This window comes from Pseudoalteromonas sp. ECSMB14103, assembly GCF_000813065.1.
Lineage (GTDB): Bacteria > Pseudomonadota > Gammaproteobacteria > Enterobacterales > Alteromonadaceae > Pseudoalteromonas > Pseudoalteromonas marina.
Map to the genome: position 1 here is coordinate 173,917 of NZ_JWGY01000009.1, position 19,957 is coordinate 193,873.

Sequence of the window (19,957 nt, forward strand, 5' to 3'; positions counted from 1 at the left end):
TTCATTTTTAAAGTATCGGTATCTAGTTAATTAACCCCAATTAAAGGTCAACCATGACGGCAAACATCATTGATGGTAAAGCAATCGCAAAACAAGTACGTAGTACAGTTGCACAACGCGTAAGCGAACGCGTTTCTAAAGGATTACGCGCCCCCGGACTTGCAGTAGTCCTCGTAGGACTTGATCCAGCAAGCCAAGTTTATGTTGGTTCAAAGCGTAAAGCCTGTGAAGAAGTTGGTTTTATTTCAAAATCATTTGATTTACCTGCAGACACAAAAGAAGATGCTCTTTTAAGTTTAATTGATGAGCTAAATAATGATGCAGAAGTAGATGGCATTTTGGTGCAGTTACCTTTACCTGATGGACTCGATGCAGAGAAAATTTTAGAACGCATTACACCACACAAAGACGTTGATGGCTTTCACCCTTACAATATAGGTCGTTTAGCACAGCGTATGCCTGCGCTTCGTCCTTGTACGCCAAAAGGGATTATTACTTTACTCGATTCTACCGGTGTTCGTTATAAAGGCATGCATGCGGTTGTGGTTGGCGCATCAAATATTGTGGGCCGCCCTATGTCGTTAGAGCTATTACTGGCCGGTTGTACGACTACTGTGTGCCATAAGTTTACACAAGATTTAGAAACCCATGTGCGACGCGCAGACCTGCTGGTTGTAGCTGTGGGCAAACCTGAATTTATCCCTGGAGATTGGGTAAAAGAAGGTGCCATTGTTATAGATGTAGGTATAAACCGTTTAGATACAGGTAAACTAGTAGGCGACGTTGAATACAGCATTGCAGAGCAAAAAGCTCACTTTATTACTCCTGTTCCTGGCGGGGTTGGCCCAATGACCGTGGCCAGCTTAATTGAAAATACATTAGAAGCATGCGAAAAATATCATAGCTGAATGTAATTCAAATAAAAAAGGGTTGCCATTCGGCAACCCTTTTTTATTACAAGCGAGTAATTTTAAGCCTTACGCCACGTTGTCTTACCCGCCGAGTCTTCAAGTATTACACCTAAAGCATTAAGTGCATCACGGGCTTCATCAGCCGCAGCCCAATTTTTACTAGCACGAGCATCATTACGTTTAACAATTAACGCTTCGATTGTGGCAACCTCATTATCGTCTTGTCCACCTTGTAAAAACGCTTCTGGAGCTTGTTGTGCAACGCCTAATACTTCGCCAATAGTACGTAATATAAACGCAAGTTGACCCGCCTGTATTGCATCGCTTTCTTTTACGCGGTTTAGCTCTTTTGCCAGCTCAAATAAAACAGGTAAAGCCTCTGGAGTATTAAAATCATCATCCATTGCTTTTCTAAATTTAATAACGAACTCGTTACTCTCAAGCTCACACTCGATAGGTTTAACGTCACGTAAAGCAGTATAAATACGCTCAAGCGATGAACGCGCTTGGTCTAAGTTTTCTTGCGAGTAATTAAGTTGGCTGCGGTAATGACCTGATATTAAAAAGTAACGAACCGACTCAGGGTCGTACTCTTTTAGCACATCGCGAACAGTAAAAAAATTATCTAACGATTTAGACATTTTTTCTTTATTTACTTGTACCATGCCGGTGTGGATCCACGTATTTACATACTCACCATTATTGGCACAGCATGACTGCGCAATTTCATTTTCATGGTGCGGAAACTGTAAATCAGAACCCCCACCATGAATATCAAAATGTTCACCTAAATGCTTTGAGCTCATAGCGGAACATTCAATGTGCCAACCTGGGCGCCCTTCTCCCCATGGAGATGACCATGAAGGCTCACCAGCTTTGGCTTTTTTCCATAAAACAAAGTCCAATGGGTCATCTTTATCTTGTGCCACTTCAACACGTGACCCTGACTGAAGCATGGTTAAATCTTGCTGAGAGAGCGCGCCGTATTGCTCAAACGTTGATACATCAAATAACACGTCACCATCAGCTGCAACATACGCATGCCCTTTAGCTATTAAACGCTCAACCATTTCAATAATTTCACCCATGTGCCCTGTCACTGTCGGTTCTACATCCGGGCGTAACATGTTTAGGCTATCGAAATCTTCATGCATGGCTTTGGTCATGCGCAGCGTTAAATCGTTTATTGACTCTTTATTTTCATTTGCACGTTTAATAATTTTGTCGTCAACGTCGGTAATATTACGCACATATTTTAAATTGTAACCAATATGACGAAGGTAGCGAACAATGACGTCAAAGCCAACAAATGTACGCGCATGACCGATATGACAGTAATCGTAAATGGTGATACCACACACATACAGGTCGATTTTACCATCGACCATAGGTTTAAATTGTTCTTTTTGTCGCGTGAGTGTGTTGTATATTTGTACCATTTAGTTGGTGTCCTTCACTATTATCAAGAAAATGTATGTTACCACTTGAAAAGCATGGGCTCTAGCGCTTTGTTAATCTTAGCTAACTAAGATAAAATAGTGCGACTATTTAAACCAGATATAGGAAAGCTCATGGTTGTTCTACACACAAACTTTGGTGACATCACCATTAAAATGTTTGAGCAAGAAGCTCCAAACACAGTAAAAAACTTTTTAGAGTATGCAAACGCAGGTTTTTACAACGGTACAATTTTTCACCGTGTAATTGATGGCTTTATGGTTCAAGGTGGTGGCTTTGTTTCAGGTATGGAACAAAAAGACGTTAACGACCCTATTCAAAACGAAGCTAACAACGGCCTATCTAATAAAGTAGGTACTTTAGCTATGGCACGCACGCCAGATCCACACTCTGCTACAGCACAGTTTTTTATTAACGTTAACAACAACGATTTTTTAAACCACAGCAGCGAAACATCTCAAGGCTGGGGTTACTGTGTGTTTGCTGAAGTAGTTGAAGGCATGGATATTGTAGAAAAAATTAAAGGTGTAGCTACAGGGAGTAATGGCTTTCACCAAGACGTGCCTCTTGAAGATGTGACCATCGAAAGCGTTACCGTTAGCTAATAGTTCATTTACCCACATAACGTGGAGTATCAGCGGGTGTCATTGCAACATGCATGCGCCCGCTTTATTTTTATCGAAAAGATATCCCTATGACTCAAAAAACGTATTTTATTGCTGATTTACATTTAACTGAAAACAGGCCTGATATTAGCGCTGCTTTTTTTAAGTTTTTAGAATCTAACATTTTGAATCAAGACGTTGATGCGCTTTACATTTTAGGTGACTTTTTTGAAGTATGGGTAGGTGATGATTACGTCACTGAACTTGCGCGCAGTGTAGCTACAAAGCTTAAAGCAATAAGTGATTCAGGTATTCCCGTCTATTTTATTCATGGTAATCGCGACTTTATCCTGCGAGAACACTATGCAAATTTAGCAGGTATGACACTGTTAGATGAGCAAACTGTTATAGACCTTTACGGCACCCCCACTGTTATTTTACATGGGGATGAAATGTGTACCCAAGATATTGAGTATCAAAAATTTCGTAAAAAAAGCCGCGGTTGGTGGTGGCCAAAATTAATGCTTGCCATGCCATTATGGTACCGAAAAAAAATAGCTCGCAATGCCCGTGAAAAAAGTAAGCTTAGCCAAGCAGATAAACCGATAGAAATTTTAGACGTTGTTGATGATGCTGTCCTTTCGACATTTACGAAGCACAAAGTTGTTAACATGATCCATGGTCATACGCATCGACCAAATATTCATACATACTCACTAAATGGACAAACGCTTAAACGCACTGTTTTAGGTGACTGGTATGAACAAGGCTCCTACTTAATTGTTACACCTCAAGAACAAAGGCTAATAAACACACCATTTAAATGAGCTATATAAAGCCATTTTTAGAGCCTCAATCCCTAAGTGTAGTCCCTTTAAAGCCCTATATAGCATTTAAATAATACGTTAAAAATTAAATGTGGGTACTCACTTAATTTTTAGGCAACGTAATTGTAAATCGAGTTTTAAATTTATCCTCCCATTGAGGATCAGACTCTAAAACCAATTGCCCTTTTAAAATTTTAGTGACCCATTGAGAAACCATATAAAGCCCAAGCCCTATGTTCCCTTTACCGCGCGCTGATGTATGAAAGGGCTCAAAAATAACAGATTGCTGCTGCTGATTAATCCCGCATCCGCTATCTGATACGCTAATATTAATGTGACCCTTATCATTTTTCTCAACCTTAATTTCAATCTCTCCAGATTGATTTTCTTCAAAAGCGTGGTTAAGCGCATTCATTATTAGGTTTTCAATAACCTGTGAAATAATCCCAGGGCGACTTTTAAGCGTGCAGCTATCATTAAACAAGGTTTTAATTTTAACCTTTGAGGTTTTTAATCGAGAGTTCAGCGTAATCAACAACTCTTTTATTATTGTTTCAATATTACATTCAATAAACTCTTCATTATTTCTATCTATAGCCATTTTTTTAAAGCTTTTTACAAGCACAGCAGCTTTATCTAGATTTACTCTGGCTAAGCCTAAATTATCGTCTAAGCTTGATACGCTGTTCTCTAGCAGAGACTTTGTTAAGCCAGTTTTTATACCTTCATTGAGGCGGCTCATCACCGACTCTGCATTAGTAACAGAAATAATAGCACCGCCTATAGGCGTATTCATCTCATGAGCTACACCCGCTACAAGCATACCTAATGAAGATAGTTTTTGCGCTTCAACAAAGCTGTCCTGCAAAAGTTGCTGCTGCCTAATGGTGTTTGAAAGTTGATTATTAACAGAATCCAGCTCCACCTTTTCAGTGCGTAACTGGTCAAATAAATCTTTTAGTGCTTTTGTATAGCAATATTCTCTGTATAAAATAAAGCCACCAATGAATAAAAGAATAACACCGCTAATACCAGCATAACCTAGCGCCGCAAAGCGTATGTTATTTATCAATTTATCTTTACTTTTGATGTAAATATAAATGACTTCATTAAGGGTTTCATTATGCCTTTTTGAAAAAAGAGCGGGAAGCTTGTCTAATGTATAAATGTTTGAATCAAAATGTCTTACTGTATTTTCTTGTTGGTTTTGCATAGACTCCCAGAGCAATGGGTTATAAGTAGCAATTGTTAGCTCTGGCAATCCAAGCATAAACCCCCACTCTTTAGATTTATCATTGTTAAAAATCCAATATCCATCTTTGTTTACAATATTAATCTGAGCGTTTTCAGAAGAGTAATTTCTAATTTTCTGAAAAAAGTCAGATAAGTTAAAATTAATTATAATGAGGCCATCAACTATATATTCGCTTGAGCTGGTTCGATAAGTAACTCTAATGGTGGGTTCGTATGGCTCAACTATTGAACCATACTCCATATTTAAATCAATTCTTGATAAAAACGAATCAGGTGCCTCTATCGATATACCTTGCCTAAAATAATAGCGCGATATTTTGTTTTGTAGTTCACTTTGCTCAATTACTTTAGCTTCTCCATCTTTGAAGTCGACCCTAAAGCGTTCGTTTCCTACAATATCAATCCACCGAATTTGCGAAATGATAGGCGATAATAACCCAAAATTAACGAAGTAATCATTTATGCTTCGTATGGATTCTCGGTCTCTAAACATATACCTGAGCTTATTGCCCCTTTTTAGGTTTTTGTTGTCTGCTAAAACTTGTGTTAGTTTTTTTATACTACTTAGCTCTTTTACAAACTCTGTCTGCACTAGAGATAGTTTGTCGTCTTGATAATCTTGAACAAGCGCAAGCCTTGATTGGTAAATTTGCCAATATACTAAAAAACTAATAACGCCAGCAGCAACCATAATAAACAATGCTTTAATATATATTTGTTTGTTATTTAAACTAACAGAAAGTCTATGATCAAACTTTTCCATATTGCTTTAACCATGTTGTTAAGTCTTTAAAAAATAGCGGTTTTGAAAAGTAATAACCTTGGGCTACATCACAACCTATTTTTTTAACCCATTCACACTGCTCTAGTGTTTCTACACCTTCAACAATAATCGAAAAATCAAATCGTTTGGCTAAGTTTACAATCATTTCTAGGATGTATTGGTTATTAGCATTCCGCTCAATATCAGTTAAAAAACATCTATCTATTTTTAAAATATTTGCAGGTATCTCAGTTATGTGTGAAATAGATGAATAACCTGTTCCAAAGTCATCAATGCTTACTTTAATACCCAGCGCCATAAATTTATCTAACGACTCTCTAATTAAGTCGTAATTACTGATCGCTTGGGTCTCAGTAATCTCTAGCTCAAGCATTTCTGGAAGTATATTGGCATCTTTTAACTTATGAAGGATTTTTTTGCAGTAATCAGGGTCAACCAAATCAAAGGCAGATGCATTAAAAGCAATAGGCAGATTTACGCCTATATCACTTAATTTATGAATGGTCGAAATTATCTTATCGAAAATAACGCTGTCTAATTCACTAATTAAACCAGCTGTTTCAGCAAGTTCAATAAATACTTCTGGGCTTACAAAACTTCCGTCTTCTAGTTGCCAACGAGCCAAAGCTTCAAAACCGACAGGGGTTAACGTTGCCAAGTCCATTTTCGGCTGTAAGGCTACTTGTAAAGTACCAGCACCAATTACTCTTCTTAATCGGGCCATTAAACTATATCGGTTAGTTAATGCTTCTGTTTTTTCTTGGGTATGCTTGATGTATTTTAACGATGCATTATGGCTATCACTTAAGCTAGACTCAGCAATACTTATTATTTTTTCGGGTACAATATTTAAGACAGAACTTAGCGCTAAATCAAGAATTCTCAAATCAGCATATTGTTTTACAGAGGTAATTATACATTTTTGCCTTATTAGGCTAGCTATCATTTCGTCAGTTATATCGAAGTTTGCGTTTATAAGTAATCCAAAGCTGCTGTTATTAATAATGGCAATACGCGCTGAATAACCATCAAAAATAGTCATTAAATTTTTATAAACTTCTCTTAATAGCTTTTGACAAAAATCGTGACCAAACGAAAAAGCTTTTTCTTCAAATTGCTCAACTTCAAAAACTAACAAACGTGTTTGGTACTGCTCGTGCAGGTTCATATTTTTTATTTCACGAGTGAGCCAGTTACGATTGTGCATGTTTAACGACACATCGGTATATGCAAGTTCAGTAAGCTTGTTAAGCAGTGCTATATTACTAAAGCCTGTGCTTACATTTTCACTGAATACTTTTAATAAATATTCATTTTGCTCTGATATCTCATTGTCCGACTGAACAATCGTTATATAGCTTTCCCCAGCTATTTCTTTGTTACAAAAATAAAATACCGTGTGGTGTTCAGAAAAAACGTGCCTTTTTTCATCTAAAGCTCGCTCAAAATCACTGTAGATTTGTGGAAGCAAAACCCTATCGTCAATAAGCTTTCCTTCAAACCCATCAAAACAACCATTAGCTGTCGAAATATGCGCTCTGATAATTTCGCCATCACTTTGAGTAGAGCACATAATCCCTCCTCCCTCAGTGACGTTTAAAATATTACTGATTTCTTCTAAAACAGCTTTAGAGAAAGATCCCATATCGTGTTTACTGTTTATGCTTCTTGAAGCATCTAAAACAAGTTGAAGACCTTTTCTGGCTGAAGATATTTGTGAAATGTATTTCCAAGTGCGTAAGTTGCTTGTAACAATAGATTGTAATTTTTCAGCAGAGACGTCTGATTTATTCCAATACTCGTCTATATCAAGCGTTTTCATTATTTGCTGTTCGGGAGCAAAACCCGGTTGACCTGTAAGTAAAACAATACGCATGTCTGCGTTACCAATCACCTCTCTTATAGTACTTACAAGCCTGAGGCCTGAGTCATCATCTTCCATAACAACATCTATAAAGGTGAGTGCAATATCATGATGTAAACTGAGCACTAAAGCTGCTTGTGAAACCGAGTTAGCTGTGAGAACTTCTATTTCACAATTATCCTCTGGTCTCATTTCTTTTAAGCTATTGGTTAGAGCATGCTGATAATTTATATCGTCCTCAACAGTGAGCACTTTTATTTTTTTTATTGTTGAGCTGTCTTCTTCACGCTCCTCATCAAATACAAACAAACTGTTGCTATCGGACATCCTACACCGCCTATATAAAAAATATACAACTAAATTTAATAGATATAGTTCATAAATTTGTATGTAACTATTTACTATATATAGTAGAAGGCGATTTAAGTTTGGTCTAATTTTTAGTGCTTTATCTCATCAGTTATGCAAAAAATAAAGCACTGGGGGGATTATGCTGGAGTACCACTATGAAATTTGAAGTCTTCATCTGCCGATACAATAAGTTCAGCTTCAATTTCACCAAATTCCTTAACCCTTTGCGTAATATCAAAATCGGCAATTTCTTGCGCCAAGGCTAGATAATCTTGATAATGACGTGCCTCTGAGCGCAGTAGCGAAATATAAAAATCACCTAGACGTTTATCTACATGGGGCGCCAACTTTGCAAAACGCTCACACGAGCGTGCCTCAATGTAAGCACCTACAATTAATTTGTCGACAAGTGCATTTGGCTCGAATGTTTTTACATTTCGTAACATCCCTTTAGCGTAACGACATGGTGTAATACTTTGGTACTCTACACCACACTCATCCATTATTTCTAAAACTTGGTAAAAGTGATGTAACTCTTCTTTTATGAGCAACACCATTTTGTCAATTAAGTCTTGCCCGTAAGGAGAGTTAGACTTGGAAATGATTGATTTAGTAAGCTTGTTTTTTGCTGCTAAATCACGCCAGTTACCTTCACGTTTATAAATAAGTGTTTCGAATGGTTTAAGCCAAGCTAAAAGTGCATCACCGCTTTCTTTATCTACTGCATACTTACGAATTAAAAACATTGCTGACTGAGCTGCTTTTAACTCACAAATTAAGTGATCTATTAAAATAACTGACAGATTTTCTTTTTTGATTGCTTTATCTACCCACTGAGTCGGTGTTTTGCACAATAAAAAATCATGAATAGGCTCTAACAGCTGGCTATGTGACACGTTTGATACTCGTTGCTAATTAAAATTAAAGAACCTGTATTTTAACACGAATTCACGGTTTGATTAAATCAAAGCCAGCTTCATTTATTTGTTAAAAATTAGTTAACTTGACTTTGTACACTATGTGGCCCATAACTGTAAATGAACTGTATAAATAATACACTACAACAAAAACAATAATACCTTCCTAAACGGAGTACACAGTATGATATTAAACCACCTATGGGGCTTATACGCTCACCCACTTGAAGAGTGGCAAACAATTGATAACCGACACGAAAGCTTGACCTATAGCTTGTCACACATTTTACTTATTGCTTTGTTTCCATCAACAATGGGGTATTACTCGTCTGTTTACTTGGGCTGGAGCATTGGCACTGGTGGTCTAGTATTTTTAACACATGAGAGCGCGCTGTTAATAGCTATAGCCATGTATGTAGCTTTAATTATAGGTGTATTTGCACTTGCCTATTTAGCCCATTGGATGGCCGTTACTTTTGGCTCTAAACCCACATTTACTCAAACGCTTGAACTAGCGGCTTACACAGCAACACCGGTATTTATGTCTGCGCTTGCCGCTTTTTGGCCTGTGCTTTGGTTTGTTGTATGTGCTGGTATTGTTGCACTAGCCTACTCGGTTTATTTACTTTATACCGGAGTACCTATACTCATGCACATACCTGAAGAACGTGGTTTTATTTATGCAAGCTCGGTCGTTACTTGTGGGCTTATCCTACTAGTCATCATATTAGCTGCCACTGCGATTCTTTGGACAAATGGCATTGTAAGCCCCATGTTCACATAATAAATTTTAAGTAACTCGATTAAGTAATATTCAACCAACAAAAAAGGAGCTAATTAGCTCCTTTTCTAAAATAAAAAATACTCGAAAGTATTAATCAGTCTCGTTTTCTTCTTGGTTATGTATTTCTAACCCTGATGACATCGCTGTTTCGCGTGTGCTTTTAGCTGTATCGTTTCTCAGTTTATCTATTCGGTTTAAATAGTTTTGATCTATGTCGCCTGTTATATATTGCCCGTCAAACACAGAAGTTTCAAATTGAGTTATTTCTGGATTTTCTTGGCTTACAGCGGCCATTAAATCTGTTAATGACTGAAAAATCAATCCGTCAGAACCAATACTTGCGTTTATATCTTCAACCTCACGGCCATGCGCAATAAGTTCAGCTGCCGATGGCATATCTATACCATAAACATTTGGAAAGCGTATTTCAGGAGCTGCTGAGGCAAAATATACATTTTTAGCACCAGACTCTCGCGCCATTTCCACAATTTGCGCAGATGTAGTACCGCGCACTATTGAATCGTCAACAAGTAATACATTTTTACCTTTAAATTCACGATCAATTGCGTTTAGCTTTTGACGTACTGACTTTTTACGCATTTCTTGACCAGGCATGATAAACGTACGGCCAATGTAACGATTTTTAACAAAGCCTTGGCGGTACGGTAAATCAAGTACACGAGCAATTTCAAGCGCGACATCACACGAAGTTTCTGGAATAGGAATGACAACATCAATGTCTTTATCTGCCCACTCACGTGCTATTTTTTCACCCAGTTTGGTACCCATGTTTACGCGTGTTGCATAAACCGACATTCTGTCTATTGTTGAGTCTGGACGAGCAAAATAAACAAATTCAAAAATACAAGGCGAGTAAGACACTTTATCTGCACAATTTAATGAGTGGAACTGTCCATCTTCAGTCACAAAAATAGCTTCACCTGGGGCTACATCGCGAATAAACTCAAAGCCATCAGGTTTTAGTGCTACACTTTCTGAGGCAAACATGTACTCTGTGCCTTTTTCAGTCTCGCGTTTACCAAAAACAAGAGGGCGAATACCGTTAGGATCACGAAACGCTACAACGCCGTGACCGATAATCATAGCAATGGCTGCATAGCCACCCGTTACTTTTTTGTTTACCTCAGCAACGGCTGTAAACACATCTTCAGGGTCTAGGTGTAACTTGTCTGAGCGACTAAGCTCATGCGCCATAATATTAAGCAATATCTCAGAGTCAGACGTTGTATTAACATGTCGACGTGCTTCTGAAAATAACTGTTCTTTTAGTTCTTCAGCATTTGTAAGGTTTCCATTATGCGCAAGGGCGATACCAAATGGTGAGTTTACATAAAAAGGCTGTGCCTCAGATGAACTAGAAGAGCCTGCTGTTGGATAACGTACATGGCCAATACCAATGGTACCTTGTAGTCGTTTCATGTGACGTGTGTGAAATACATCTTTCACTAGGCCGTTTGCTTTACGTAAGCTAAACGTATTATTTTCAATGGTAATTATTCCCGCGGCGTCTTGCCCACGATGCTGCAAAACAGTTAAGCCATCATATATCGCCTGATTCACAGGAGACGTTCCGACTATTCCAACGATACCACACATGTAATTTATCCTCGCCGATTAACGGTTTACTGAATTTAAAAAGCTGGAGTTGTTTTCGAGGTACGAAAAAAACCATTCAACAACAAAGCCAAATTCTGGAATCAAAATAGAATTACCCCACCAGTGCGTATTAGGTGCACCAGTAAAAGCATCAAGAAAGAAGAGTAACGCGCTCACGACCAACACGCCTCGTAGAGCACCAAACACTATGCCAAAGACACGATCAGTACCCGATAAGCCAGTACGAAGTACAAGCTGACCTAAAATATAGTTTAGTAAACCGCCTAACAGGAGCGTCGCAAAGAAGAGTATGGCAATGGCCGCCGCATTTCTTAAAAGGGGTTCAGAAATGCTTGTTAGGAAGGAAGCTAAATATTGGTAAAATAAACTTGAGATGATAAACGCGCCTGCCCATACCGCTAATGACATAGCTTCTTTTACAAAGCCGCGTATTAAACCGATGATGGTAGACAGTGCAATGATGCCAAGAATGGCGTAATCAACCCAGATCATAATAACCAATTAGTCGCTATTTTGGGGCGCATTCTATACCCAAACATCCTCAGTATGCAAGTTTAAACGGGAGATAACCGCAGCCAGCCTGAAACATTTAATTAACATTTTGACAGTTAATAAATTGGCCTAAGTAATTGTGTAACATCAAAGAAAAAGGCCTTATTGTTTAAGGCCTTTTTAATTAGTTAGTTACTTCGTATTGGGTTATTTTACCGTTAAGCTTAGTAAGCTTTTTAAGTTCTGGTAATTGCTTTTCCAACTCAGTTTTATCAAGTGACGGACCAACAAATACTTTTGTTAGCGTTCCGTTGGGTGTTTTTATAGGTTTAGTAAACGTATTAAACCCTTTTGAAGTTAATTTAGCCTGTAATGCTTTAACATTTGCAGCATGAGAAAAACTACCTAACTGCACCACATAGGCCATATCAGTTAGGTTTTCATCACTTTTACGCGGCGTAATAGGCTTAGGTGCCTCTTTAACTACTTTTTCGGGAACCTTAGTCTCTTCTTTCGCTTTAGCAACTTGCTGTTCAGCAATATCAGTTTTTGTAGCTTTAGGTATAACTGACGCTTCAACTATTTTCTCTTCGCTAGCAAAGTTGCTTTGTGAAATAGTATCGTCTTGCTCTAAAACGTCATCATCAGGAGAAATATCTTCAATGTTATCTTGCTTTAACGGCTCAGCTATAGCTACTTGATCATTAATTGAGTCTTGCAAGTCAATCGTTTTGAACTCAGGTCGCTCTGGGATCGCTTTAAAGCCTTCCTTGTAATGCACTTTTTCGCCATCAAGTATGTTTGGGATAAACACAATCGCTGCGATCACCACAATACTTGTACCAACTAAGCGATTTATAAAACTTGAGTTCACCGATATCCTCTCTATTTTTTAAAATAATTAATAGCATCTGCTACTGTAAAAAATGAACCAAATACAATTAAAATAACATTGTCTTGCTGCTTAGGTAAAATAACACTCAGTGCTCGCTCAACGCTTTCAAAGCTTTGTACCTTGTCGTGAGTAGATACGCTTTGAAGGGCTTCTTTTAAGTTGTTAGCACTATCACCACGAGGGCCACCTAAGCTAGCAAGAAACCAATCATCAACAAGATGGGCTAGCTCTTTGAGCACAGCTGCTTTATCTTTATCAGCAAGCATAGCGGCTAATGCGTGAACTTTAAAGCCTTTATCTTTGTAGCTTAATAACTTATTGGCTAAATAGCGAGCTGATTCTGGATTGTGAGCGACGTCTGTAAATACCAATGGCTCTGTGCTTAATTGTTCAAAACGCCCTTCCACCACCAAGTTAGCTAAGCAATTTTTTATTACATCAACATTGGGTAATAAATTTAAAACGCTTAGCACTGTTAGAGCAGTCGCTGCATTTTGCGCGGGTATTGCAGGCTTATTGAGTGTCAGGTTATGTTTTTCAAACTGCCAATTAAACGTTTTGTCGTGCTCTTTAAAAATAAAGTCAGTGCCTGATAATGTCATATTGGCACTAATCTCGTTACCGTAATCAATCATTGTAAGCGGGATACTTAAGTCCCCAATGATAGCGGGGGTATCTTTGCGGAATATACCTGCTTTATCGTACGCCACCAGCTCTCGGGTATCGCCAAGGTATTCTTTATGGTCTAAATCGATGGTTGTAATCACACTTGCGTATGGCGTTACTATATTTGTTGCATCAAAACGCCCGCCTAAGCCAACTTCTAATAATACATAATCTACTTCAAAGCGCTTAAAAATAGCCAGTGCCCCCAACGTACCGTACTCAAAATACGTAAGCGGTGTGCTACCCCTGCCTTGCTCTAGCATGTTGAAGGCATCAACATGGTATTGATCATCAAGCTCTTGACCATTTATGCGAACACGTTCGTTATATCGAATTAAATGAGGAGAGGCGTAAGTACCTACGCTGTAACCTTGCGCAAGTAATAGCGACTCTAAGCAGCGAGCGGTAGTCCCTTTGCCATTTGTCCCACCAATGAGAATTATTTTACTGGGGGTATTTAGTAAACCAATATTATTGGCAACATCTGCAACGCGCTCTAAGCCCATTGCAATGTTGGCTGGGTGAACACTTTCTAAATAAAAAAGCCAATCATCAAGGCTTGATGATTGGCTAGGGATTGTTTTTGTCATAGCATAAATCAGAAAAGCTTAAATTTACGCTACTCTATGCTCTTGTTCGGTAGAAGGCAAGTTCATAAATTTAGCAAGCACACGTGCTAACGTATCACGCATTTCACGGCGGTCAACAATCATGTCTATTGCACCGTGCTCAAGTAAAAACTCACTACGCTGAAAACCTTCTGGTAAGGTTTCGCGAACTGTTTGTTCTATTACTCGCGGGCCAGCAAAGCCAATTAAGGCTTTTGGTTCAGCAACGTTAATATCACCTAGCATTGCTAATGAAGCCGATACACCACCCATTGTTGGGTCGGTCATTACCGAAATAAATGGCAATCCTTTTTCGCTCATTTTAGCAAGTGCTGCACTGGTTTTGGCCATTTGCATAAGCGACATAAGTGCTTCTTGCATACGTGCACCACCTGAGGCAGAAAAGCACACTAATGGCATGTTGTGCTCTAAACATTGGTCTACGGCATCAACAAACCGTGCGCCAACAACCGAAGCCATTGAACCACCCATAAATGAGAATTCAAAAGCAACCGCAGCAACAGGAATGCCTTTTAAGCGGCCCTTCATTGCAACTAGCGCGTCTTTTTCGCCACTTGATTTTTGGGCTGCGCTAATACGGTCTGAGTATTTTTTAGAGTCTTTAAACTTTAATACATCTTTAGGCTCGTGCTCAGTACCAAGCTCCGTGCGGTCACCTTCATCTAAAAAGTGCTCTAAACGTTTACGGCCGCTCACACGCATGTGATGGTCGCATTTAGGACATACGTTTAATGATTTTTCTAGTTCAGCTTTATATAAAATTGAATCGCAAGCTGTACATTTAGCCCAAACGCCTTCTGGAATTTCTTTACGACCTGACGACTTAGTCGTTTTAGGTAAGATTTTTTCTAACCAACTCATTTGCAACTCTCTTAATGCTGTTCTGTGTCGCGAGTCTGCTAATAAGTAGCAGACAGATTTTTTCAATTAAAACATGAATTACACAAACACGGTATAAAAAACTGGTCTTAGTAGTTAGAGGAAATTAAATTTAGCGATTAATAATTCTAACTAAATATCAACATCAGGTAAAAATAATGGCCCTAGTGGGGTTTTAGGAATATTAAACTGCTCTGGGTAATCAACATCGACTAAATACAAACCAGCGGCTTTAGCTGTTGCACTCGCTTTTGCACGCTCTTTTAAATCTAATAGCTCTTTTAGCCATACAGGTTGGTGCTTGTGTAAGCCAATATCCATTAAGCAACCGGTTATATTGCGCACCATATGATGCAAAAATGCATTCGCCTTAATATCAATTACAACGTAATCACCTTGGCGCTGAACAGATAAGTGATGAATTGTACGTTTAGCGGTATTAGCTTGGCAGTGTAATGCTCTGAATGATGTAAAGTCATGCTCACCAATTAAATGCTGACACGCCTCTTGCATTACCTTTTCATCTAGCTTGTGATGGAAATGAGTAACACCCTCGTTCATAACAGCTCCACGGTATGGATAGTTATAAATAACGTAGCGATACCTTCTTGCGGTTGCACTAAAACGTGCATGAAAGTCTTCTGCAACAGGTTGAGCAAATCGAATAGCAATATCTTTAGGTAGCAAAGTGTTCATACCCATAGTAAACGCGACCATTTCACGAGATGCATTGGTTTCAAAATGAACAACTTGGCCTGTTCCATGCACTCCTGCGTCAGTTCGCCCTGCACACACAATTTCAACTGGGTGGTTACAGATACTCGACAGCGCCTTTTCTACTTCTTGTTGTACGCTATTTACGTGCGATTGACGCTGCCAACCACTATAACGTGCGCCATTATATTCAACCCCAAGTGCTACTCGCATATTTATCGTTTTACCTACTGTACTAATTAACGGCGCATTTTATGCTATCTCGCGGCGCAATAAAAGCGACCGTGATGTAATCATATAAAAACAATAAAAAACCCATAATCAGCATCACCAATTATGGGTTTATCGTATTTAAATTAACACAAAAGCTATTGTTGTAATTTTGCTTGCAAACTAAGCGCTTCTTCTTGAACTTCTTCAGGCCCTTTTGCTATTACGTCTTCAATCACTTTAAGCGCGGAATCGAAGTCATCGATTTCAATATAGGCACGTGCTAAGTCTAACTTAGCGGAATAACCTCCACTCTCAGCATCAACGTCTGTTGGATTATCACCAGCAAGCAATGCATCAAACTCACTTAAACCTAAGTCTATGTTTACGTCATTGTAAGGCTCATGCTCAAGTTCAGCATCGTCACTTTGCTCAAGTAATGAGTCAATATCTACAAAATCGTCTTCACCTAAAGGTTTTGCGTCTTCAGGGACTGGCTCTTTATGATTGAAGACTTCTTCATCAACTAAGTCTTCTTTCAATAAAGAATCAAAGTCAACATCAAACTCGCTGCTATCTTCTATAGCAAGTTCATCGGGAGCGGCTAACTCATTGAGCAATGAATCGAAATCGGTTTCACTTAAATCAGCCATAAATTCATCATCAAGTGCTTCATCTGATACAAGGTTAGTATCACCCTGAGAGTCAACTTGAGTTAGTTCAGCTTCACGATCAACATTAGTTTGTTCATTTATTTCATCGTCCGATTCACTTATAAATGCTGGATTGTCTAGCCCAACGCTGCTATCAGGCGCTAAATAGTCCGCATCAGCGTTATTCGACTCTGTGAGTAAATCATCAAGTGTGTCATCGTTTAAGTCGTTAAGATTGTCGAGCTCACCATCTAGTTCATTAAATTCATCAATTAACAGGTCGTCATTAAAGTTAGTTCCCGCGCTGTCTATATCATCTTCAGCTGAATTTTGATTATCAGTTTCGTTGTTATTTAGCTCTGGAGTTAACGCATCGCCACTGGTTATTTCACTATTATCTTCACCTGAACCTGAGAAATCAGCACCATTATTCGGTCTATTAGGAAGTAGCTCTTCAACTTCTTCTGATGAAACAGCATCATCGTTAACTTGAGCAATTGCTCCTTCAACCTTGTCATTGATTTCAAGCTCAGCATCTAGTTCATCTAGTTCATCTAGTTCATCTAGTTCATCTAGTTCATCTAGTTCATCTAGTTCATCTAGTTCATCTAGTTCATCTAGTTCATCTAGTTCATCTAGTTCATCTAGTTCATCTAGTTCATCTAGTTCATCTAGTTCATCTAGTTCATCTAGTTCATCTAGTTCATCTAGTTCATCTAGTTCATCTAGTTCATCTAGTTCATCTAGTTCATCTAGTTCATCTAGTTCATCTAGTTCATCTAGTTCATCTAGTTCATCTAGTTCATCTAGTTCATCTAGTTCATCTAGTTCATCTAGTTCATCTAGTTCATCTAGTTCATCTAGTTCATCTAGTTCATCTAGTTCATCTAGTTCATCTAGTTCATCTAGTTCATCTAGTTCATCTAGTTCATCTAGTTCATCTAGTTCATCTAGTTCATCTAGTTCATCTAGTTCATCTAGTTCATCTAGTTCATCTAGTTCATCATCAACAGTTTGCTCAATGCCTAAATCAGATGATTCAAACTCTACGCTATTAGGTAAATCAGCGCTATTGACGTCATCATCTGAAACTGGCAACTCATCTATTTCAACAGGTAAAGGATCAAGTTCTAAATCAACACCTGTTTCTGCTAAATCGTTTTGTGAATATTCAAGGTTTTCGTCTAAAATTTGGCTTTCATCAGTAGCTTCAGGCGCTGATACTTCAGTCTCGTCATTAGCTTCTAGCACTAACTCTGATTCATCAAACTCATTATCAATTAATGGTTCATTATCAAAGTCATCCTCTAGGCTATCTAAATCAAAATTTGATGATAGTGCTTGCGATAGTTCTTGCTCTGTTTGGCTTGGTGATAATTCTGGTTCATGCTCAATGTCGACTTCCTGAGCAATCGCACTGCCGCCATCATCTAAATCTTGTTCAAATTCTTTAGTATCCGTTCTCTCAATGTCGTTTTGGGGCGTTTCTAAAACTTGCTCTTCAACACCTTCGACACCCACTGAATCAAACTCTAAATCAGCGCCTAGTAATGAATCTTCGTCCGTATCCTCTGGGACTAAAACGTTGGCTTCTTCATTAATTTCAGGCTCTAAATTTGATTCATCGAACTCGCTATCAATTAATGGCTCATCATCAAAATCATCTTCTAAGCTATCTAAATCAATATTTGATGAGAGCGCTTGCGATAGTTCTTGCTCTGTTTGACTTGGTGATAGTTCTGGCTCTAGGCTTGCATCTAAAGTTTCATCAATTGTGGTATCACTAACAACTTCATCTAAATTTAATCCATCTAGCTCTTCGTCGTTATCAGTATCACCATCTGGCGTCTCTGAAACAAGCTCCTCAAAGTCTTCTGCATTGACAGAATCAAATTCTAAGTCGGCGCCTAACCCTGCTAAATCAACCTGTGAATCATCAAAGTCCTCTTGCGATAACAATGCTTCATCTGTAATTTCTGGTAGTGGTTCTTCACTTTCTGAATTAGTATCAAGTCCAGAATCTGACTGTTCAAACTCACTATCGATTAACGGCTCATCGTCAAAGTCATCTTCTAGGCTATCTAAATCAATATTTGATGAGAGCGCTTGTGATAATTCTTGCTCTGTTTGACTTGGTGATAGTTCTGAATCAAGTTCTTCATCAGCCAGCACATCGATATCATTACCCGAAAAATCTGAAACATCTTTTGCAAACTCTCCGTCATCATCTAATTCATTATGCTCTTCTTTTGTCGCGAATTCTTCAGCATCGCCTACCGCCAATAGCTCATTGTCATCAATTATTGGGGCTTCATCAAAATCAGCAGTGGCATGGGGCTCATCATCAAGTTCCTCGTCAAAGTTACTCAAGTCTGCGCCCTTAGAAATAGAGTCAGCTAAATCTTTTTCTGTTTGACTAACAACATTTTCACCTTCATTGTTAGTAGACTCTTGCGTTTCAGCCCCTTGATCTTCATCTATTTCTAACTCAGGGTAATCGTCTAACTCTTCACTAGGCGTTATTGATTCTGTTTCTAGTAATTCATCCTCAAGGGATAAATCAGAATCTGTGTCTTCTGCTAATGGATCATCACCTAGATCAACTTCAACCTCTTCAATTTCATCGTCCAGATCATCAAGTGTCCAATCAGGGCTTTCTACGTATTGTGAGTCTTCTGGTTGTTGTAATTCATTTAAGAGTTCGTCTACACTTTGCAACGCATCATCGTTATATTCATCCAGTAAATCTTCTGGATCTAAAAGCGTGTCTGATGTGTCTGTAAAATCATCGGCCCCAAAGTCTTCAAGCACTTCATTAGGCTCTAGCTCTTCTTCAAGTGCTGGCTCCTCTTCAAGCTCAGGCTCTTCTGCAAACTCTGGCTCCTCTTCAAGCTCTGGCTCTTCTTCAAGCTCAGGCTCTTCTGCAAGCTCAGGCTCCTCTGCAAGCTCTGGCTCTTCTTCAAGCTCTGATTCTTCTTTAAGCTCTGGCTCTTCTGCAAGCTCTGGCTCTTCTTTAAGCTCGGGCTCCTCTACAAGCTCAGGCTCTTCTGCAAGCTCTGGCTCACCTTCAAGCTCAGGCTCTTCTGCAAGCTCTGGCACCTCTACAAGCTCGGGCTCCTCTACAAGCTCTGGCTCACCTTCAAGCTCAGGCTCTTCTGCAAGCTCAGGCTCTTCTTCAGACTCATTCTCCAATTCAGATTCATCAATCAAAGCTGAAGCTAAAGATTCGACATCATCAACATTTAACTCTTCTTGTGCATCAGCTAAATCATCGACAGAACCGGCCAAAGCAGTATCAATGTCATCGTTTTCTTCGACTAACGACTCTGTTAGCGTTTCATTAGCTGAATCGTCATCTGCTTCATCAATTAAGCTGTCGATGTCATCCAAATCAAAGTCATCGCTTTCTTCAACTAACGACTCTGT

14 protein-coding genes and 1 pseudogene are annotated in these 19,957 nt (G+C 38.8%); 4 read left to right on the plus strand and 11 right to left on the minus strand.

Translation table 11 applies throughout. The features are described from left to right. Nucleotides 1–53 precede the first annotated feature (53 nt). Nucleotides 54–908 (plus strand): bifunctional methylenetetrahydrofolate dehydrogenase/methenyltetrahydrofolate cyclohydrolase FolD, encoded by an 855-nt coding sequence (gene folD / locus RF53_RS14950; RefSeq protein WP_008127813.1) that lies wholly within the window; start codon nt 54–56, stop codon nt 906–908. Nucleotides 909–970: 62 nt separating this feature from the next. Here the strand turns inward: folD and cysS are convergent, their stop codons facing one another. Further along, a complete protein-coding gene (gene cysS, locus RF53_RS14955) occupies nt 971–2,350 on the minus strand; it encodes a cysteine--tRNA ligase (protein WP_039038131.1) in 1,380 nt (459 codons plus the stop codon). Nucleotides 2,351–2,482: 132 nt separating this feature from the next. Here cysS and RF53_RS14960 point away from each other — a divergent pair, with 132 nt between their 5' ends. Next, nucleotides 2,483–2,974 (plus strand): peptidylprolyl isomerase, encoded by a 492-nt coding sequence (locus tag RF53_RS14960; RefSeq protein ID WP_039038132.1) that lies wholly within the window; start codon nt 2,483–2,485, stop codon nt 2,972–2,974. 89 nt (nt 2,975–3,063) lie between these two features. Further along, entirely contained in the window at nt 3,064–3,801 is a 738-nt protein-coding gene (locus RF53_RS14965; protein WP_039038133.1) for a UDP-2,3-diacylglucosamine diphosphatase, read from the plus strand. A 103-nt stretch (nt 3,802–3,904) separates the two neighbouring features. Here RF53_RS14965 and RF53_RS14970 read toward each other — a convergent pair whose 3' ends face one another. The 3 genes from RF53_RS14970 to miaE all read right to left on the minus strand — a co-directional run bounded on the left by RF53_RS14970 (nt 3,905) and on the right by miaE (nt 8,950). Continuing rightward, nucleotides 3,905–5,818 carry a sensor histidine kinase gene (locus RF53_RS14970; protein ID WP_039038134.1) on the minus strand — a complete coding sequence of 638 codons (1,914 nt, stop codon included), beginning with the start codon at nt 5,816–5,818 and terminating at the stop codon, nt 3,905–3,907. Beyond that, complete coding sequence (locus tag RF53_RS14975) at nt 5,805–8,030, minus strand: EAL domain-containing response regulator (protein WP_039038135.1); 2,226 nt, start codon at nt 8,028–8,030, stop codon at nt 5,805–5,807. Before RF53_RS14975 ends, RF53_RS14970 begins: the two co-directional genes overlap by 14 nt. Before the next feature lie 161 nt (nt 8,031–8,191). Then, nucleotides 8,192–8,950 (minus strand): tRNA isopentenyl-2-thiomethyl-A-37 hydroxylase MiaE, encoded by a 759-nt coding sequence (gene miaE, locus RF53_RS14980; RefSeq protein WP_039038136.1) that lies wholly within the window; start codon nt 8,948–8,950, stop codon nt 8,192–8,194. A 205-nt stretch (nt 8,951–9,155) separates the two neighbouring features. Here miaE and RF53_RS14985 point away from each other — a divergent pair, with 205 nt between their 5' ends. Further along, a complete protein-coding gene (locus tag RF53_RS14985) occupies nt 9,156–9,755 on the plus strand; it encodes a Yip1 family protein (protein WP_008128633.1) in 600 nt (199 codons plus the stop codon). A gap of 90 nt (nt 9,756–9,845) precedes the next feature. On the opposite strand, the gene purF is transcribed toward RF53_RS14985, so the two are convergent. From purF to RF53_RS19155, 7 genes and pseudogenes are all read right to left on the minus strand, one after another. Beyond that, nucleotides 9,846–11,372: an amidophosphoribosyltransferase gene (gene purF, locus RF53_RS14990; RefSeq protein WP_010557197.1), complete on the minus strand. Its 1,527-nt coding sequence runs from the start codon at nt 11,370–11,372 to the stop codon at nt 9,846–9,848. Nucleotides 11,373–11,390: 18 nt separating this feature from the next. Then, nucleotides 11,391–11,885 carry a CvpA family protein gene (locus tag RF53_RS14995; protein ID WP_006793890.1) on the minus strand — a complete coding sequence of 165 codons (495 nt, stop codon included), beginning with the start codon at nt 11,883–11,885 and terminating at the stop codon, nt 11,391–11,393. Between the two features lie 184 nt (nt 11,886–12,069). Continuing rightward, nucleotides 12,070–12,759, minus strand: coding sequence for an SPOR domain-containing protein (locus tag RF53_RS15000; RefSeq protein ID WP_039038137.1), 690 nt, complete (start codon nt 12,757–12,759; stop codon nt 12,070–12,072). Nucleotides 12,760–12,770: 11 nt separating this feature from the next. Then, nucleotides 12,771–14,036: a bifunctional tetrahydrofolate synthase/dihydrofolate synthase gene (gene folC / locus RF53_RS15005; protein WP_039038138.1), complete on the minus strand. Its 1,266-nt coding sequence runs from the start codon at nt 14,034–14,036 to the stop codon at nt 12,771–12,773. Between the two features lie 24 nt (nt 14,037–14,060). Beyond that, a complete protein-coding gene (accD, locus tag RF53_RS15010; RefSeq protein WP_008128641.1) occupies nt 14,061–14,936 on the minus strand; it encodes an acetyl-CoA carboxylase, carboxyltransferase subunit beta in 876 nt (291 codons plus the stop codon). Between the two features lie 150 nt (nt 14,937–15,086). Beyond that, nucleotides 15,087–15,881, minus strand: coding sequence for a tRNA pseudouridine(38-40) synthase TruA (gene truA / locus RF53_RS15015; RefSeq protein ID WP_008128643.1), 795 nt, complete (start codon nt 15,879–15,881; stop codon nt 15,087–15,089). A gap of 155 nt (nt 15,882–16,036) precedes the next feature. Further along, nucleotides 16,037–19,957 (minus strand): annotated as a pseudogene (locus tag RF53_RS19155) (hypothetical protein); the annotation flags it as partial.

Bases quoted from the DNA above. Each gene is read 5' to 3' on its own strand.
- folD (WP_008127813.1), top strand. From the start codon at position 54: ATGACGGCAAACATCATTGATGGTAAAGCAATCGCAAAACAAGTACGT.
- cysS (WP_039038131.1), bottom strand. From the start codon at position 2,350: ATGGTACAAATATACAACACACTCACGCGACAAAAAGAACAATTTAAA.
- RF53_RS14960 (WP_039038132.1), top strand. From the start codon at position 2,483: ATGGTTGTTCTACACACAAACTTTGGTGACATCACCATTAAAATGTTT.
- RF53_RS14965 (WP_039038133.1), top strand. From the start codon at position 3,064: ATGACTCAAAAAACGTATTTTATTGCTGATTTACATTTAACTGAAAAC.
- RF53_RS14970 (WP_039038134.1), bottom strand. From the start codon at position 5,818: ATGGAAAAGTTTGATCATAGACTTTCTGTTAGTTTAAATAACAAACAA.
- RF53_RS14975 (WP_039038135.1), bottom strand. From the start codon at position 8,030: ATGTCCGATAGCAACAGTTTGTTTGTATTTGATGAGGAGCGTGAAGAA.
- RF53_RS14985 (WP_008128633.1), top strand. From the start codon at position 9,156: ATGATATTAAACCACCTATGGGGCTTATACGCTCACCCACTTGAAGAG.
- purF (WP_010557197.1), bottom strand. From the start codon at position 11,372: ATGTGTGGTATCGTTGGAATAGTCGGAACGTCTCCTGTGAATCAGGCG.
- RF53_RS14995 (WP_006793890.1), bottom strand. From the start codon at position 11,885: ATGATCTGGGTTGATTACGCCATTCTTGGCATCATTGCACTGTCTACC.
- folC (WP_039038138.1), bottom strand. From the start codon at position 14,036: ATGACAAAAACAATCCCTAGCCAATCATCAAGCCTTGATGATTGGCTT.
- accD (WP_008128641.1), bottom strand. From the start codon at position 14,936: ATGAGTTGGTTAGAAAAAATCTTACCTAAAACGACTAAGTCGTCAGGT.
- truA (WP_008128643.1), bottom strand. From the start codon at position 15,881: ATGCGAGTAGCACTTGGGGTTGAATATAATGGCGCACGTTATAGTGGT.